Here is an 18,192-nt window from a genome sequence, read left to right on the forward strand (position 1 = left end):
GTATGGGACATACATTAGTAGAAAAGATAATTGGAAATAAAGTAGGACATGATGTAAAGCCAGGCGACATCGTTACCGTTTCTGTAGATTGGTGCATGATCGATGATATTATGGTGCCATTTGCAGTACAAAAGTTTGAAGAAATGGGATTCAGTAAGGTAGCAAATCCTGATAGTGTTGTGCTTATCTATGATCATTTTCTTCCAGCTACGCAGGTAGACGATAGCAGACATTTTAGAGTAGGTGATGAGTTTGCTGAAAAATATGGTATCAAGAATGTTCACAGAACAGATGGTATTTGTCATCAGCTTATGACTGAGGCAGGCTATGTTAAGCCAGGTGATATTGCATTTGGTACAGATAGCCACACTGTTACTTATGGCTGTGTGGGAGCCTTTTCCACAGGCATTGGTTATACAGAAATGGCTGGAATTCTTGGAACAGGTGAGCTTTGGATAAAGGTACCAGAGTCAATAAAGATTGAAATTGATGGAACTTTGCCAGGTAATGTTACATCTAAGGATATTATTCTTAGGATTATTGGTGATTTGACAGCATCCGGAGCAACATATCAGTCACTGGAATTTACAGGTAGTACAGTGGATGCTTTGAGTGTTGCAAGTAGAATGACTATGTCTAATATGGCTGTTGAGGCTGGTGCTAAATGCGGTATTTTTGTACCAGATGAGAAGACTTGTGATTATTGTAAGATTCCTTATGATGATAAAATTAAGGCCCTTAGGGCAGATGATGACGCGAAGTATTCTAGAATTCTTAGATATAGAGCAGAGGATTTTGTACCAGTTTGTGCCTGCCCATCACTTGTTGATAATATTAAGCCAGTATCAGAGCTTGCCGGTACAAAGGTTAATCAGGTGTTCTTGGGCTCTTGCACTAATGGAAGATTAGAGGATTTAAGAGCTGCTGCAGCCATACTTAAGGGAAAGCATGTGGTAGAATTTGTAAAGATGATTGTTACACCTGCCAGCCGTAAGATATACAGAGAGGCACTACATGATGGTACTATTGAAATTTTGTCAGATGCTGGATGTATAATCACAACACCTGGATGCGGACTTTGCTGTGGTAGAGGTGGTGGAATCCTTTCAGATGATGAAGTGGTTGTTGCTACTAACAATAGAAACTTCTTAGGAAGAATGGGAACAAGTAAGGTTAAGATATATCTTGCAAGCCCTGTGACAGCCGCCAAAAGTGCTATTGCAGGAGAAATTGTTAATTCATAAAAAAGTGCCAGTGCCTTTTATAAGACACTGGCTGTTTTTATTTTGTAAGCTGTTCTTTTATAAGCTGTTCATTTAAGTTTTCTCCGATTACAATAAATACTTCCTGACCTACTGGCATTTCTGTTAGCTCAAAATCTTCTTTTGTGGCATTAAATTGATACCATGTATCATTTTCTTTAAAGAAACCCTTGGCTCTATGTATTTTCCCAAAGCTTAAGTCATTCATAAGAGTGTTGATTTTTTCTTTCAGACCCTCTTTAATAATTGGCAATTCTAAGAAATAAACAGTTTTGTAGTCAGTATCATCTGTGCCAAGCTTCTTAATATATGAATGAGTGCTGTAGCCACTGTTAGAAATCATATCAAAATCAGAAGAAGTTATTTCATTCCAATCTTTGGTAAATATGATATCATCTATATTTTTACTAAGGTTGGCTTTTTCTGCTGCGGCCTTTAAATGAGAGATGGTATCTTTTATCTGCTCATCAGATGCAAGCTGACTTCTGCTTAGAAGAATAATTCCTGCATTGGCAATCTGGGAGGCCAGGAAAAATTGTGAATCATCTGATAGGGATGTATCAAGTTTTGCATCAACGATTGTAATTACATTTCCAATTTCGTACCATCTGTCAAGTGGTTCATCCCTAAGTGAATCAAAGAATTCGTCTACATCAAAGATACCTGAAGGCTCGATAATAACTCTATCATAGCCGCTCATTCCCATAGAAATCAGCTTTGTTTTAAATCGGCGCCTGTGGCAATCAGCGTCACAGCCCCCAGCAACCATTTCCAACTCGCAATTTTCTCCTCTAAGTTCGTTTAATAGAAGCATATCTACATTTACTGCGCCATAATCATTTTCAAGAATGCCAATGCGCATGCCCTGATCCATGAAATATTTTGCATATTTTTTTAGAAAGGTAGTTTTACCGCTACCTAAAAATCCTGTTATCAAATCTACTTTTATCATTATTATTACCTCACTTGAATACTCAAATTCTATCATATTTTGCAATAAATTTTACACAAATCTTTGCTAATATAACTACGAGTGTTATAATCGGATAGATTATAAATTGAAGAAAGAGGAAATTTTATGGGTATCGTAGTTTTAGGAGCAGTTTTTATTGACATTAAGGGACATTCCACATCTAGCTATATTCCAGCAGGAAGAAATGTTGGAACAGTGGAAGAGGTACATGGTGGAGTTAGTCGAAATGTTGTTGAAGATATAGCAAATGTTGAGCTTAGACCTACATTTGTAAGTCTTGTTGATGAAAGTGGTATTGGTACTGGCGTATTGGAAAAGCTTAAAAACCACAAGGTCGATACAAGATTTGTGCGCCGCACTCCTGATGGAATGGGTAAGTGGCTTGCCGTATTTGATAATCATGGAGATGTGGTTGCGTCTATTTCAAAGCGACCTGATCTTTCAATGATTAATAATATTCTTGATGAAGAAGGGGATGAAATCTTTAAGGACGCAGATAGTATTGCCCTTGAGATTGACATGGAAAAGGACACCATCAAGAGGGTGTTCAAATATGCAGAAAAGTATAATCTAAAGGTTTATGCAGCTGTTTCAAACATGAGCATTGCAGTTGAGCGTAGAGATTTTCTGAAAAATGTAGAATGCTTTGTATGTAATCAACAGGAAGCTGGCATTCTTTTTATGGATGATTATTCTGAGAAGACACCTGAGGAGATGGAGGATATCATCGCTAAAAAAATTCAGGGAGCTCAGATTAAAAAGATGATTGTAACCCTTGGTGGTAAGGGTGCGGTTTATGCTGATATAGATGGAAATACAGGATTTGTACCAGCAAGAAATGTAGATGTTAAGGATACAACAGGAGCCGGGGATTCATTCTTTGCAGGAGTGACAATTGGTCTTACTTATGGAAAGACTATGCAGGAAGCATGTGAGATAGGCTCTACACTTGCAGCATCTGTTATTGTTACATCGGACAATGTTTGTCCTAGATTCTTACCTAGTGAATTTGGAATAGAGGCACCTGTAAACTAGTAAAATTGTGGGGTGAGCTATGGATAAGGGGTTTTTAAGAAAGATAATAGCAGCAATCTATGTTATTTTGATTATCTTTGTAGAATTATTGGGATTTGCTTATTCTAATCAGGAAGATGATACTTTAAAAGAAAATTTTATAGATTACTCAAGTGGCTGGAATATAAATGGTGTGGACGTAAAGTTTCCTTATGAGGCTGAGGATGTATTTAGGATTAGCAATGTTTTGCCGGTTGTTTATGGAGACCAGTTCTTGGTTTTTAAATGCTACTATGAAGATGTTGTAGTATATATTGATGGAAAAGAGGTATATCGTTCCTTAGACCATAAGTTATTTAATGTTTCTTCCAATGTAGGTAAAAAGGAAATACATGTAGGGATGAAGCCAGAGTACTCTGGAAAGACTATAGATATTGATATTAATCTACAACAATCTTTATATGGAGCAGAGATATATGGCTCTGTAATAACAACTCGTTCTGGTTACGGCATATATATTCTTAAGAGTAAATGGCTACAAATATCTATAGCAGTGATTTTAGCATTTTTCGGCATTTGCGAATCGATAGTTGCAGCTTATTATATCCTTAAGAGGTCTCATATACTGCGAAGGCTATCTTTTGAAGCACTACTTTATGCAGGATTATTTGCTATACTTTCAAGTATGTGGTTAATGTGTCAAACCAGATTATTATATGTCATATTTGGAAATGGAACAGGCTTTGCAATCCTTGAAATAATTGTTTTCTTATTAATGCCATTAGCGTTTTTGGAATTAGTTAGAGCGGTTAATTTTAGAATAAGCTTTTGGGATAATGTGGTTGATGGCATTTTTTCAATGACTATTCTTCTTTTATTTATCCTCAGCTTAGTTGGAATTCTTGATTGGGGGCAAATAGTAATTATTGGACATGGCATCGCTTTGCTTATAGCTGCCTTGGCTTGCTATTATTCATACACCAGTCTTAAAGAAGCAAAAAGAAAATCGGAACGTCGTATTATTGCTATTGGTAATCTGTTATTTTTATTGATATGCCTTGTTGCCCTTGCAATGTACATAAACAATATTGATAGCAATTATAACGTCATTATTGTTGTAGGACTTATCATATACATTTCTACACAGGTGGGTGTTATATACAAGAGGATTAGTATCAGAGTTGAAGAACAGGAGGAGCTTGTTCAGGCTAGAGAATTTGCATATACTGATGAACTTACGCATCTTACAAACAGAAGATATTTTTTACGAGGAGCTAAAAGCTATTGAAGATAAGGAGCTTGTGAAAGATACCGCAGTAGTATTTTTAGATGTAAACAGACTTAAATATTATAATGATAATTATGGCCATGATGCAGGTGATGAGCTTTTGAGAGCTACAGCAGAATGTCTTAATGGTGCCTTTGAAGATAGCTCTACGGCTATAATCAGTAGAATAGGCGGCGATGAATTTGTTGTTATGCTTGTTGCTTCTGAAATAGAGTTAAAAAGACGAATTGATAAGTTCAATACAATTGCCAAAACATGGTGTGGTAAAGTGATTAATGGTTTTACAGCATCTATCGGCGTGGCTTCAACAAGGGATTATCCTGATGCTTCTGCAGAAGAATTATGTAAAATAGCTGATGATAATATGCTTATAGACAAGTCTAAATTTTATTCACAATCAGGCCATGAACGTAGAAAGAATTAATTGAAATTTTGCCCTAGTATGATAGAATTATAATTGATTTTATAATTAATAGATGGGCAAAGAATAATGTTAGATAATACTAATAAAACAAAATACAGGCAGATGTATTTTGATATGGATGGCGTCATAAAACAAGAGACATACGTTTTTCAGCGAGAGATGACTGCTGAGGAACAGGAGACCTACGAGAATTTAGTCGCAGATTCTAATCAGATGACAATTTTTGATTTTATAGGTGATTGAGACCTTGGAGGATGTCCAAGGTCTTTATTTTTTAGGAGGATTGTTATGAGCTTATTAAATGTTAGCGTTACAGAATTTACTAATCAGCTTGCATCCAAAACCTCAGTTCCAGGAGGGGGTGGAGCAAGCGCCTTAGTCTCTAGTATAGGCATAGCCCTTGGAGATATGGTTGGAGAATTCACAGTAGGCAAGAAAACCTATGCTGATGTTGAGGAAGATATAAAAGCTTTGATGACTGAAGCGAAGATACTTCAAAATCAGTTGCTGGAATGTATTGATGAAGATGCTAAGGCATTTGAACCATTATCTAAAGCATATTCTATTTCAAAGGATGATCCAAAAAGAGATGCCATTATGGAAAAATGCCTAAAGGATGCTGCAGCTGTACCTTTTAAGATTTTGGAGCTATGTGGTAAGGCTATTGATTTGCAGGAAGAATTTGCAAATAAAGGTTCTAAAATAATGATTAGTGATGCTGCTACAGGAGTAGCCCTACTTTCGGGAGCAATGAAAGGGGCGGCAGTTAATGTAAAGGTTAACACTAAGCTTATGAAGAACAGAGCTTATGCCAATGAGCTTGATTGCAAGGTTGAAGAACTATTAAATATATATATTCCAAAGGCAGATAGAATATATTTAGATGTTATATCACGATTATAAATTGGAGGACACATGGCAAAATTACTTAAGGGAAAAGATGTTGTTGAAAATCTTAACGGGAAGCTTAGCGAAAAGGTAAATGAGCTTAAGACTAAAGGAATTAATCCTACACTTGCTATTCTAAGGGTTGGAGAAAAGGCTGATGACCTTTCTTATGAACGTGGTGCTATCAAGCGTTGCCAGTTGATTGGGGTAGATGTAAAGGTTGTTGCTTTACCTATAGATGTTACGGAAGAAGAATTTTTTGATACTTTAGATAAATTAAATAATGATATAACAATACATGGAATACTTATGTTTAGACCGCTTCCAAAGCATATAGATGAAGCTAAGGCTAGAAATATGTTATCTCCAGCAAAGGATGTTGATGGTTCCACAGATTTATCATTAGCAGGGGTGTTTACTAATACCAATCTTGGATTTTCTCCATGTACTGCTGAGGCGGCCATGGAAATTCTTAAATATTATAATATACCATTGTCAGGAAAGAAGGTAGCAGTTATTGGTCGTTCGCTAGTCATTGGCCGTCCTATTGCTATGCTTCTCATGCATGAAAATGCCACAGTTACTATTTGCCATACTAAGACAGTGGACGTTCCTGGCATTACGAAGAATGCTGATATAGTAGTGGTAGCTTCAGGCCAGATGGAAAGCGTTGGTGCAGATTACCTTAGAGAAGGCCAGACTGTTATTGATGTAGGAATTAGCTGGAACAGCGAAAAAAATAAGCTTTGTGGCGATGTTAAGTTTGAGGAAGCTGAAGGGATTGTGGATGCAATCACTCCTGTACCAGGTGGTGTGGGTGGTGTAACCACAAGCATTCTTGTTAAGCATGTTATAGAGGCGGCTATTAGACAGAATTCTTAATAAAAAGTTTGCTTAAAAATGAATTTTTAATTCAAAAAGACCGATTAATTAGGTAGAATATTAATATAAATGTTATCGGGAGAAGAATTATGACAATCGATAAATTGGTTGCAGGACAAGAGGTTACTCTTGAAATTATTATAGTGGATTCATCCTTTGAATTTAAAACAGAGGTTGTTGGTACTAACAATGGAACCGGGGTTCTTGTTAAGCCATATATGTACAATGGCCAGGTGGTTGATTTTAAAAACGGTTCGCCGCAAGGCATGAGCTTTCTATTGCATTGTATTGACCCTAACACTAAAGGCCGTGTGGTATGGCGTAATTTAAGCGTTAATGTGGTTAATTTCAAAGGCGTTGATTATTATGCTATAGATGCAAGGGCATTTGGGAAGATTGCAGCATCCAGTGAGAGAAGAGAAGATGGAAGGGTTAGCGTAAAGACTCCAGGCTCCGCTCTTATGGAGGATGGAAGAAGATTTTCAATATCAGTTCTGGATATTAGTGATAGTGGAATATCATTTATTGGAAATTCTTACAGAGTTACAATCGGAGATATAGTGGAAATTAATTTTGCTGATAATGCCAATTCTTCTGATTTCAGTTTAGCGGTCAAGGCTAGGATTGTTAGAGCAGAAGCGGAAGAACGTGGAATTTTGTATGCAGGCAAAGTGCTAGAGCGTGATAATAAGCTTTTAGCGTATCTTTGCTTTAAAGGAATGGATAAAAAACAATCTTAGGGGCGACTATGGGGGATGAAAAACTAAAACAAGAGCTTTTGTATATGGTTAAGCTTACTTCCAAATATGACCTTAGCAACATGGAGGTAGTTGAATCCATTCTAAGGCTTGAAAATGAGCGGGTAATTTTAGGTTCTGTATTTGGAAAAAGATTTAAGAGCCGCATATTTGATATAGCAGCTGGTACTGAAACTGATAAAAAATGCGTTATATGTGGACAGCCAGCTGAGAATCAAATTATATGCAATCACTGTATGGAAACCATTGGTGGCAGCACTTATGCTAAAAATATAATCAAGAATAAAGAAGATGAATCAGACGAAGAGAAAAAGAAGCTTCGGATTAATCTTAAAGGATATTTACAAGGAATCATCACAGTATGTTTAATCATGATTTTATTTATACAAATATGGATATTGGCTTTATGGCACAGCATTCCTGACTATAATCCTATGGAAAAGCCTAGGAATTCAGCTTATGACGTTACTCCTGTTGCATCCCAGGAGGAAGCCTATAAGCAACTGGTTTTGGATTTTCCAGAGGAGGAAGGCTATACCGTAACCTTTCAAAGAATAGACTCTGAATATGTGGGGCGATTTAATCTTGAACCTGGGGAATGCTGTTTAGAGGTTGAAGAAAAGCTTTCCGATGAAGAGAGATATGATTATTTCTTTACAGAGGAGGTTTATATATTCCATATATCATACCTGGAGGACCATACAGGTAAGTTTGGTATGGCTGAGATTAATGCAGATGGTGAGATAATTATCTTAGGGGCATTTAATGATGGAAGGAGAACTGATTCCTTCTATAAATTCAGATAACATTATTTTTAATAATTTTCACAACTAGTACATAATTGTTTGATATGATGCGTTTACTTAAATTATGGTATTAGTCGGAGGGTTTTATGAGACTTAGGCCAGATGAAGAGCAAAGAATGAAATCTATCCTTGCTCCATTTAAATCAGACGCGAGAGTTCAAAAAATGAAGGAGTATGTTCAGCACGGTCGGATATCTACATTTGATCATGTGGAAAGTGTAACAAGACTTAGCTTTTGGATTAACAATAGATTTCATCTTGGTGGAGACGAAAACGTTCTTACAGTAGGGGCTTTTTTACATGATTATTATTTATATGATTGGCATGTAACGGATGATGGGCATGGTCTACATGGTTTTTCCCACTCTAGGACAGCAATGGAAAATGCTACCAGGCATTTTGGAATTTGTAAGAAAACCCAAGGGGTAATAGAAAGTCATATGTGGCCACTTAACATTACTAAGATTCCCAAATGTAGGGAGGCTTGGATAGTTTGTTTGGCTGACAAATGTATTTCAACAAAAGAAACACTTTTGTGTAGATAATATTAAATAAATTAATTATAATAACAAATGGAGGTAATATTGCATTACCTCTTTATTAATGCTATAACTGTATTATTAGAACTAGGACAGTTCGTAGCAAGGGAAAGGAAGAATAGTTTATGAAAAAGAAGATTGTAGCAATCATTTTGATTGCTGTTATTGTAGCGTCTGCAGGGTTTGCTGTAAAAACTTTTATAATAGATAAAAAGGCAGGTTCTACAGATGAATCATCTCAAATCTATGTAACATCTTTATCAGAAATTATGGGTGAAGGTAGTAGCTATACACCAGAAGTATTTATGGGTGTAGTTGAAGGTCAAGAAACTACCAGTATCACCAAAAGCTCCGAACGAGAATTAGATCAGATATTTGTATCAGAGGGAGATATTGTAAGTGAGGGGACACCATTGTTTTCTTATAAAACTGATACCCTTGAGGCTGAAATAGTTCAATTTGGTTTTGATATTGAAGGATACAATCTTACAATTGCGGATAATAATAGAAAGATTGAAAAGCTTCAGTCTGATATTGCAAAGATTAAAGGACAAACAGAAAAAGACAAAAACGAAAGAGAAGATTTACAAAATCAGATTAGTGGCTTAAATACAGATATTGCGATTACAAATAATTCAATTGAGCAAACTAATGCCAAAATAGAGGAGCATAAAAAGAAGATTAATAATTCTACAGTGAAATCAACTGTATCTGGAACAATCACAAAGATTGCAGATGATACAAATCCATATACTACAGATGGTTCCTTTATTACAATACTTGCTTCAAAAGAAATGCGTGTAAAGGGGCAAATTAACGAGCAGAATGTGTGGGCCATTAACGTAGATGAACCGGTAACGCTTCGCTCACGTGTTGATGAAACAAAGACATGGTCTGGAACTATAACTAAGATTGATACAGAATCTAAGCAGGAAAACAATCAAAATAATTATGGAGGTGACTCAACAGAGGGCACGTCTACAAAATATCCATTCTATGTAACCTTAGATAGTAGTGAAGGGCTTATGATGGGACAACATCTTTATATCGAGATTGGTCAGACCGATGCACCTGAAATGGATTTTTCAGATGGAACATATCTTTATGATTATTATTTAGCTTACGACGAAGATGGTAATCCGTTTGTATGGGTTGATAATAAGGGGAAACTTGCAAAGAAGTCTGTAAAGCTTGGGGATTATTATGAGGAACAGATGGTGTATGCTGTTTCTGGAATCGATAAAAAAGACAAGCTAGCTTATCCTATGGATGACTATAAGGAAGGAATGAAGACAGTTTCTGGGGTCGAAGGTGAATAGTTATGATTGTTAAACTAAATAATATTTTTAAAGTATATGGTGAGTCCGGAATGGAAACCAGTGTTCCAGCTCTTAATGATGTATCTTTGACTGTTGATGAAGGTGAATATGTGGCCATAATGGGACCGTCAGGTTCAGGAAAAAGTACTCTTATGAATGTGATTGGGTGCTTGGATAAGCCTACCAGCGGAGAATACTTTTTTGAGGATAAGGATGTTCTGCGTTTAAAGGACAGACAGATGTCGGATCTTAGGCTTCACTCGATTGGTTTTGTATTCCAAAGCTTTTATCTTATGAATGAGGAAAATGCTATTGAAAATGTGGCATTACCTCTTAGCTATGCAGGAGTTAAGAAAAAAGAAAGGGAAAGACGTGCGATAGAGGCGCTTACAAGAGTAGGGCTTGCTGACAGAGTTAAGTTTAGGCCAGACCAGCTTTCTGGTGGACAAAAACAGCGTGTGGCTATAGCAAGAGCCATCGTAAACAATCCTAAGGTACTTCTTGCCGATGAGCCTACAGGAGCCTTGGATCAGAAGTCAGGTGCTGCAATAATGGATTTATTCCAAAAGCTTAATGAAGAGGGAACAACTATCATTATGATTACCCATGATGCCAATATTGCAAGTCACGCCAAAAAGACATATCGAATAGTAGATGGAAAGCTTTATTCAGGATTAGAGGAGGCTGTAAATGAAGAAGATTAAAACTTTAATTATTGTCCTCCTTGTTATAGCTGTTGCGATAGGCGGTTTGTACGGTGTATTTTACTATAGGCAAAGCAAAAAAACTGCAGAAGTTATCTCTATGGCAGAACAGGGCATGGATGGATATTGGGGTGATAATATACAAAGCTATGGAAATGTAACCTCAGATAAAGCCCAGGCTGCATATATTGCAAAGGGTACAGAAATTGTTTCTGTAAATGTTAAGGATGGCGACCATGTGAATGAAGGCGACGTTCTTATGACTGTAAAAAAGGATTCTCAGGACATAAGTGGAAAAGAATTACAGATTAAAAAGGCTACTCAGGAATTAAATGTTGATAAGATTAAGCTTGAAAGATTACTTAACACAGACCCTGTACCAACTAATACTTATGAAATGAATTATTACAGCAAGTATAGCTATACTTCATCTGTGGAATATATTACAAAATCTGACGTTAATGATGACGGATATGATGGTAGTTACAAAGCAGGGGATGTGGTTGCAAGTAGAGCTTTTGATACGGAAGGCAATCCGCAGGGATTTACTTATTATATTTATAAGCAAAGTGAAAATGAAGATGGAAGTCCTAAGGTAGATAACGATGGAAATCCTGTAAGAGATAAAATAATTGTAGACAAGCTTAGGGGAGATTTGGAAGGTGTTGATTTAAAGGATACCGATAAATTTGATACTAAGTCAGTAAGTAGTGAAGGGGAATATTTGCGTACTAAAGTATATCATGATTCTCAGACTCACAAAGAAGTAGGTGAGATTGTATACTTTAGGGATGGAAACATTGAAAGAGAACGTAAAGTTCCAGAAGGACTGAATGCTAATCAATTAAAAACAGCCATTGAAGATACTCAAGATTCTATAAAAAGGAAAGATTTAAACTTGAGAAAGCTTGTTAACGAGCTTGAGATTATGAAAAATACTTCAGACAATGGTGATATTGTAGCTAAGGTTTCTGGAACAGTATCTAAGGTTCAAAATATAGATAACTACAATACAAATCAGCCATTTATGATAGTATCAGCTACGGATGAATACTATATTTCAGGTGCTATAGGGGAATTCTATCTTAAAGATGTTAAGGTGGGAGATACAGTATCAATTACATCATGGGATAACGGTGCTTCTGCTGAGGCTATTATTTCAAGCATAAGTGATACACCTAGCAAAGATAGCAATTTTTATAGTGGTGCTGGAAATTCTAATAGTAGCAATTACGAATTTAAAGCTACATTTGACAGGAAAAGCGGTATAGAGATTGGCTCGGCTGTTGATATTACTATAACACCAGCAGGACAGGAGGAGGGAGGATTTTATATTCCTTCACATTTCATCCGAAAGGATGCCTCTGGTAGCTATGTAATGAAGATGACAAAATCAAAGGTTTTAAAGAAAGAATATGTTAAGGTAGGTAAATCCCTGTGGGGCTCTATGATAGAGATTAAGAAGGGGGTATCTAAAAAAGATTATTTAGCATTCCCTTATGGAAATGGAGCTATTGAGGGAATCAAGTGCAAAAAGGTGGATAATTTACAATATGGTGATGGAGGCTTAGGTTAATGTTAGAAAATTTGAGATTAGCCTTTCGAGGCATTTGGACACACAAGCTTAGGTCTTTCTTGACAATGCTTGGAATTATTATTGGTATTGCTGCTATTATTGCCATAGTATCTACCATTGAAGGAACAAATCAGCAGATAAAACAAAATCTTATAGGCTCAGGTTCGAATACTGTTGATATTCAGTTGTACCAGAATGATTGGCCTATGGATTTGAGCTATAGTGAGTTGCCTTATGGTATACCTCGTATAAGTGATAGTGTGCTTAGTGAGATTCGTGAACTTGATGAGGTTCAATCTGCCAGCAAGTACAATAATAGGCAGATATACGATGGAGTGTATTATCAAAATGCATCTATGAATGGTGGATATGTAAAGGGGGTAGAAACTGATTTCTTTTCAACTGCAAACCTTACAGTAAAGAAAGGTAGACTCTTTACAGATGATGAATGCAAGAATTTTAAAAAGTTTTGCGTTATTGACGAAGCTATAGCAGAGGATTTATTGCAAAACGAAGAGCCACTTGGCAAAGTGTTGGAAATAGGCGGAGATTCTTACGTAATAATAGGTGTTGTTGAAACCCGTTCTACATTTCAACCAACTATTAATACTCTAGCTGATTATGAAACATATATGCAGGATGAATCGGGCACAATATATATCCCGATTACAGATTGGCCAATTAGCTATAGATATGATGAGCCTGAGAATGTATTGATTAGAGCAGTATCTACTGATGATATGACAGCGGCAGGAAAGAAAACTGCAGATATTATTAATGCTTCTATTAGTCCCACTGATGATACAATTAAGTATCAATCTAAGGACTTGTTAGAGCAGGCACAACAGCTGCAACAGCTTTCATCTTCAACAAATTCCATGTTGATATGGATTGCAGCAATATCTCTTCTTGTTGGTGGAATTGGTGTAATGAATATTATGCTTGTTTCTGTTACAGAAAGAACAGCAGAGATTGGTTTGAAAAAAGCTATAGGTGCCAGAAAAGGCAAGATTATGGGTCAGTTTTTAACTGAGGCCGCAGTACTTACATCTATGGGTGGAGTCCTTGGAGTGGCCTGTGGAATAGGCTTGGCTCAGATAATATCTATAATGAGTGGAACACCTGTAGCCATATCGTGGCCAGCAGCAATAGTTGCTGTGGCCTTCTCAATGGTTATAGGAATTGTTTTTGGAATATTGCCAAGCCACCAGGCGGCTAACTTAAATCCGATAGACGCTTTACGCAGTAATTAGTCAAAATCAAGTTCAATAGGGCAGTGGTCGGAACCAAATACATCAGTATGTATTTTGGCATCGGTCATTCGCCCTTTTATGTTTTCTGAAACAATAAAGTAATCTATACGCCAACCAGCGTTCTTTTCTCTAGCCTTGAATCTATATGACCACCAGGAATAAATATCAGTTATATCAGGATAGAAGTATCTAAAGCTGTCAACAAAACCTGCATTTAAAAGCTCAGTCATTTTTGAGCGCTCTTCATCTGTAAAACCGGCATTATGTCTGTTTGTTTTAGGATTTTTAATATCTATTTCTTCATGTGCAACATTAAGGTCACCACAGAGAATAACTCCCTTTGATTCTTTCAGTTTACAAAGATAGTTCCTGAAATCATCTTCCCAGGTCATACGATAATCTAATCGCTTCAGTTCAGTTTGAGAATTAGGAGTGTAGCAGGTAATAAAATAATAATCATCAAATTCAAGAGTGATTACACGACCTTCATGGTCATGTTCTTCAATGCCAATTCCGTAGGTAACGGACAAAGGCTCTTGCTTGGTGAAAATAGCTGTACCAGAATAGCCTTTCTTTTCAGCGTAGTTAAAGTATACATGGTATCCTTCTTTTTCAGTATCAAATTGACCCTCTGAAAGCTTGATTTCCTGAAGACAAAATATATCAGCATCAACTGTATCAAAATACTCCCAGAAGCCTTTGCCGGTGGCAGCTCTAAGGCCATTTACGTTCCATGAAATAAATTTACTCATACATCCTCCGATTAAATAGTTTTCTATATAGATATTAATGTTTCCCATGAAAAAAATCAAAGATAATAGACATAATTAAATAAAAAATGAAATATAATGCTTTATATAATGGAAAGTGTGATATTATAAAAACAGATTCAAGGGAGGTGCTATTATGGCAGATAAGAAAGAGGGAACATTTGTAGTTCATGTTAATAAAGCAGAAAATGATACTTGGCAAGGGCAGGTTACTTGGGCTGATAAGGATGAGAAGCTTAATTTCCGTAGTGCAATGGAACTAATGTCAATCATAGATGCTGCTTTAAATACTGATGAAGAATAAGATAGATTAATAAATTAGAAAGGGACTCGCAAACGCGAGTCCCTGTTGTTTTTAAGTGGAAGTTCGAATTAATCGAACTGACCGAAAGCATACTTGAAAAATGAAACTGGCTCTTCGCCTTCTGCTTTCTTTCTTTTGCAATACTTCTCATAATCTGCGTATACGCTGTACATTGTGAATGATACTTCTTCGAACATTCTTTTTACCTCCTAAATCTCTTTCTCTTGTTTACGTGGATATATTAAACCTTGAATTGTGCTTTGTCAACAAAAAGAATGTAAAGAAATTGTGAAAAATGTATAAACGGTTTTTTGTTGAGTTAGTTTCCAAATTTTGCTACAATTTAGATAAGGGAAACGCAATATACAAATTTTAGTTTTTGGGAGAGAATATGAATGAACGAATTTTAGAGGGGGCTCTAAAGGTATTTAGAGAAAAAGGCCCTAAATTTACAATGGATGATCTTGCTACAGAGATGAAGATGAGCAAGAAAACTATCTACACAATTTTCAGTGACAAGAATGAACTCATGTGTGACATGATGGATTATGCATTCGATATGATTAAGGCTGCTGAAGATAAAATATATAACGATGAAAGCCTTGGCACTGTAGAACGCGTAAGAGGAATACTTGCAGTTTTGCCTGAGTCACATTACGGCTTTGATTATACTGCAATGCATCAGTTGGCTAATAAATATCCAATGGCCTATGAAAAAATGATAGACCGATTGGATAGTGGCTGGGAGAAGACATTTGAGCTTCTTAGAAAAGGCATAACTGATGGTGATATTAGAGAAATAGACCTTAACATTTTTAAGCTTATGTACGAAGCCTGTGTTGATAAGCTATTAATGGGAGATTACCTTAAATCCAGTGGGATTGATTATCCAAAAGCTTTGGCAGAAGTAGTTGATGTTATGATAGATGGAATTGTTGTAAAGGGAAAATAAATGGCACAGAAAATTTATTTAGATCGAAAGTGGAGATTTAATGAAAAATTTGAAGAGGCAATGATTGATGAGCCAATGAAGGAAAGCAGGCTGATTAATATTCCTCACACAGTTAAAGAAACGCCTTTTTCTTATTTTGATGAAAGCATTTACCAAATGGAGAGTGCATACCAGAAGAGCATTTTCGCTCCTGTACAGTGGAATGGTAAAGTGGTTATTCTTACATTTGAAGCAGTTGGACATAGCTGTGATGTCTATATTAATGGGAAGCATACTAAACATCATGATTGTGGATATTCTGCATTTTCTTGTGATGTTTCTGAACTTCTTAATTATGGAGAAGAAAATTTAATTACTGTAAAGGTTAATTCTAAAGAGAATCTTGATCAACCTCCATTTGGATATGTTATTGATTACATGACTTATGGTGGAATCTACCGTGATGTTTATTTTGAAATCAAAGAACAGACTCATTTTACAGATGTATTTTTGCAGCCATCTTTATTGGAAAGAATATCTACTAGCAAGCGTACACCAAAGCAGATAAAGATGATGAAAGTACAGGGTATTCTTAAAACCCAGTGTTATCTTTCAAAGAATGTTTATGATTTGGCTGTAAAAGAGCGGGTATTCATCAAACAGTTTCTTGGAGAAGAGCTGATTCTATCTCAACCAGTGGGTGGTTTGGAAAGTGATGGTGATAAGTACATTCTTAACCTGACAACAGCACCTACATCTGTAAAGCTTTGGGATGTGGAAAGTCCATATTTATATAATGTAAAGACACAGCTTCTTTTGGATGATGAGGTTGTAGATGAATTCGAAGCAAGTGTTGGCTTTAGAAGCTCTGAGTTTAGAAAAAACGGCTATTACCTAAATGGAAGAAAGGTAAAGCTTAGAGGATTAAACAGACATCAATCATATCCTTATGTAGGCTATGCTATGCCTGAATCGATGCAGAGATTGGATGCTAAGATACTTAAAGATGAGTTAGGACTTAACGCGGTAAGAACCTCTCATTATCCTCAATCCCAGTATTTTATTGACGAGTGCGATAAGCTAGGACTTTTGGTTTTTACAGAAATTCCAGGCTGGCAGCATATTGGCGGAAGCAAATGGCAGGACATTGCCGTTGAAAATACAAAGGATATGGTGCTCCAATACAGAAATCATCCTTCAATTATTCTATGGGGAGTTCGAATCAATGAATCTATAGATAATGATGATTTTTATAAGCGAACAAATGAAGTGGCTCATAGATACGACCCAACCAGACCAACTGGTGGAGTTAGAGCACATGCTAAGAGCTCACTTCTTGAGGATGTATACACATATAACGATTTTGTTCATTCCGGAAATAATAAGGGCTGTTCCAAGAAAAGTGAAATCACATCTGACGAAGAAAAGCCATATCTTGTCAGTGAGTATAATGGACACATGTTCCCTACCAAGTCTTATGATCCAGAGGAGCATAGACAAGAGCATGCAATCAGGCATGCTAATGTACTAAATGCAATAGCAGGGGAAAGTGATATTGCCGGTTCCTTTGGGTGGTGCATGTTTGACTATAATACACACAAGGATTTTGGTTCAGGAGATAGAATCTGTTACCACGGTGTAATGGATATGTTTAGAAATCCAAAGCTTGCAGCATCGGTATATTCAGCTTTTTGTGAAAACGATATAGTACTTGATGTAACAACAAGCTTTGATATAGGCGAGCATCCTGCATGCAACAGGGGAAAATCCTACATCATAACAAATGCTGATTCAGTGAAAATGTATAAAAATGATGTACTTGTAAAGGAATACTTCCCTCAGGATTCTGCCTTTGAAAATCTAAAGCATGGACCTATTCTTATAGATGATTTTGTTGGGGATGCTGTTGAAAATGATGGAGAATTCACAAAGGGGCAGGCAAAGCTTATAAAGCAGGCTCTTAACCAGGTTACATTAGGTGGATTTAAGATTACACCATCTCTTGCATGGATAGCCTTTAGGCTTGTGGTATTCCACCATGTTAGCCCAAGTAAAGCGGTTCCAATCTATAATAAATTTATAGGAGATTGGGGCGGAGAATCCAGAGAGTATAAGTTTGAGGCCATTAAAGATGGTAAGGTTGTAAAGACTGTTAAGAAGGCTGCTGTTACAAATGCTCATATTGTAGCTAAGGCAAGCCATACCTTGCTGACAGAATTGCATACCTATGATGTTTCTCATATACGTATTAAGATAGCTGACCAGAATGACAATCAATTATATTTCTTTAATCAGCCTGTTAGTTTTGAGGTTGAAGGTCCTTTTGAAATAATTGGTCCTAAGGTAGTTTCGCCTGTAGGTGGAGCAACTGGAGTATATATAAAATCTATTGGCGAAGATGGAGATGGCAAGCTTACAATATCTAGCGAGGGGCTAGAGCCTGTAGAAATAAGCCTATCTGTTGAGTGCTTTTAGTAATTAATAAGGAGGGTGTTATAAAT

At 36.5% G+C, this 18,192-nt stretch carries 20 protein-coding genes; 17 read left to right on the forward strand and 3 right to left on the reverse strand.

Features of this window, described 5'->3' with window-relative positions; all coding sequences use genetic code 11:
• The first annotated feature begins 2 nt into the window (after positions 1-2).
• A complete protein-coding gene (locus IJ535_RS00960) occupies positions 3-1,244 on the forward strand; it encodes a 3-isopropylmalate dehydratase large subunit (RefSeq protein ID WP_294297528.1) in 1,242 nt (413 codons plus the stop codon).
• 37 nt (positions 1,245-1,281) lie between these two features.
• Here the strand turns inward: IJ535_RS00960 and IJ535_RS00965 are convergent, their stop codons facing one another.
• Positions 1,282-2,214: a GTP-binding protein gene (locus IJ535_RS00965; protein WP_294297533.1), complete on the reverse strand. Its 933-nt coding sequence runs from the start codon at positions 2,212-2,214 to the stop codon at positions 1,282-1,284.
• 126 nt (positions 2,215-2,340) lie between these two features.
• Between IJ535_RS00965 and IJ535_RS00970 the strand changes: the two genes are divergently transcribed.
• The 13 genes from IJ535_RS00970 (at position 2,341) to IJ535_RS01030 (ending at position 13,686) form a co-directional block, all read left to right on the forward strand.
• Complete coding sequence (locus IJ535_RS00970) at positions 2,341-3,270, forward strand: carbohydrate kinase family protein (RefSeq protein WP_294297536.1); 930 nt, start codon at positions 2,341-2,343, stop codon at positions 3,268-3,270.
• 19 nt (positions 3,271-3,289) lie between these two features.
• Complete coding sequence (locus IJ535_RS00975) at positions 3,290-4,537, forward strand: hypothetical protein (RefSeq protein WP_294297539.1); 1,248 nt, start codon at positions 3,290-3,292, stop codon at positions 4,535-4,537.
• Positions 4,479-4,961: a GGDEF domain-containing protein gene (locus IJ535_RS00980; RefSeq protein ID WP_294297542.1), complete on the forward strand. Its 483-nt coding sequence runs from the start codon at positions 4,479-4,481 to the stop codon at positions 4,959-4,961. Before IJ535_RS00975 ends, IJ535_RS00980 begins: the two co-directional genes overlap by 59 nt.
• Before the next feature lie 66 nt (positions 4,962-5,027).
• Positions 5,028-5,204 carry a hypothetical protein gene (locus IJ535_RS00985; RefSeq protein ID WP_294290881.1) on the forward strand — a complete coding sequence of 59 codons (177 nt, stop codon included), beginning with the start codon at positions 5,028-5,030 and terminating at the stop codon, positions 5,202-5,204.
• 45 nt (positions 5,205-5,249) lie between these two features.
• Entirely contained in the window at positions 5,250-5,864 is a 615-nt protein-coding gene (locus tag IJ535_RS00990; RefSeq protein ID WP_294297545.1) for a cyclodeaminase/cyclohydrolase family protein, read from the forward strand.
• Positions 5,865-5,876: 12 nt separating this feature from the next.
• Positions 5,877-6,731: a bifunctional 5,10-methylenetetrahydrofolate dehydrogenase/5,10-methenyltetrahydrofolate cyclohydrolase gene (locus IJ535_RS00995; protein ID WP_294297548.1), complete on the forward strand. Its 855-nt coding sequence runs from the start codon at positions 5,877-5,879 to the stop codon at positions 6,729-6,731.
• A gap of 89 nt (positions 6,732-6,820) precedes the next feature.
• Positions 6,821-7,471, forward strand: a complete 651-nt coding sequence (locus IJ535_RS01000; protein ID WP_294297551.1) for a PilZ domain-containing protein — start codon at positions 6,821-6,823, stop codon at positions 7,469-7,471.
• A gap of 8 nt (positions 7,472-7,479) precedes the next feature.
• Positions 7,480-8,295, forward strand: a complete 816-nt coding sequence (locus IJ535_RS01005) for a hypothetical protein (RefSeq protein WP_294297554.1) — start codon at positions 7,480-7,482, stop codon at positions 8,293-8,295.
• A gap of 86 nt (positions 8,296-8,381) precedes the next feature.
• Positions 8,382-8,840, forward strand: coding sequence for an HD domain-containing protein (locus IJ535_RS01010; RefSeq protein WP_294291526.1), 459 nt, complete (start codon positions 8,382-8,384; stop codon positions 8,838-8,840).
• A gap of 119 nt (positions 8,841-8,959) precedes the next feature.
• Positions 8,960-10,153: an efflux RND transporter periplasmic adaptor subunit gene (locus tag IJ535_RS01015; RefSeq protein ID WP_294297557.1), complete on the forward strand. Its 1,194-nt coding sequence runs from the start codon at positions 8,960-8,962 to the stop codon at positions 10,151-10,153.
• A gap of 2 nt (positions 10,154-10,155) precedes the next feature.
• The gene (locus IJ535_RS01020) at positions 10,156-10,857 is read left to right on the forward strand and encodes an ABC transporter ATP-binding protein (RefSeq protein ID WP_294297560.1); all 702 of its coding nucleotides are present in this window, start codon (positions 10,156-10,158) and stop codon (positions 10,855-10,857) included.
• Positions 10,844-12,433 (forward strand): biotin/lipoyl-binding protein, encoded by a 1,590-nt coding sequence (locus tag IJ535_RS01025; RefSeq protein ID WP_294297565.1) that lies wholly within the window; start codon positions 10,844-10,846, stop codon positions 12,431-12,433. The genes IJ535_RS01020 and IJ535_RS01025 overlap by 14 nt, the downstream gene beginning before the upstream one ends.
• Positions 12,433-13,686 (forward strand): ABC transporter permease, encoded by a 1,254-nt coding sequence (locus tag IJ535_RS01030; RefSeq protein ID WP_294297567.1) that lies wholly within the window; start codon positions 12,433-12,435, stop codon positions 13,684-13,686. Before IJ535_RS01025 ends, IJ535_RS01030 begins: the two co-directional genes overlap by 1 nt.
• On the opposite strand, the gene xth is transcribed toward IJ535_RS01030, so the two are convergent.
• Positions 13,683-14,438, reverse strand: coding sequence for an exodeoxyribonuclease III (gene xth, locus IJ535_RS01035; protein ID WP_294297568.1), 756 nt, complete (start codon positions 14,436-14,438; stop codon positions 13,683-13,685). The two genes, IJ535_RS01030 and xth, sit on opposite strands and share 4 nt — an antisense overlap.
• A 154-nt stretch (positions 14,439-14,592) precedes the next feature.
• Between xth and IJ535_RS01040 the strand changes: the two genes are divergently transcribed.
• Complete coding sequence (locus IJ535_RS01040; protein ID WP_294291507.1) at positions 14,593-14,760, forward strand: hypothetical protein; 168 nt, start codon at positions 14,593-14,595, stop codon at positions 14,758-14,760.
• A 68-nt stretch (positions 14,761-14,828) separates the two neighbouring features.
• Here IJ535_RS01040 and IJ535_RS01045 read toward each other — a convergent pair whose 3' ends face one another.
• The gene (locus IJ535_RS01045; RefSeq protein WP_294297572.1) at positions 14,829-14,957 is read right to left on the reverse strand and encodes a hypothetical protein; all 129 of its coding nucleotides are present in this window, start codon (positions 14,955-14,957) and stop codon (positions 14,829-14,831) included.
• Between the two features lie 194 nt (positions 14,958-15,151).
• Between IJ535_RS01045 and IJ535_RS01050 the strand changes: the two genes are divergently transcribed.
• Positions 15,152-15,712 carry a TetR/AcrR family transcriptional regulator gene (locus IJ535_RS01050; RefSeq protein WP_294297575.1) on the forward strand — a complete coding sequence of 187 codons (561 nt, stop codon included), beginning with the start codon at positions 15,152-15,154 and terminating at the stop codon, positions 15,710-15,712.
• Positions 15,713-18,166, forward strand: a complete 2,454-nt coding sequence (locus IJ535_RS01055; protein WP_294297578.1) for a glycoside hydrolase family 2 protein — start codon at positions 15,713-15,715, stop codon at positions 18,164-18,166.
• Positions 18,167-18,192: the final 26 nt, after the last annotated feature.

The sequence above is a fragment of the Pseudobutyrivibrio sp. genome (assembly GCF_017471675.1).
Classification (GTDB): domain Bacteria; phylum Bacillota; class Clostridia; order Lachnospirales; family Lachnospiraceae; genus Pseudobutyrivibrio.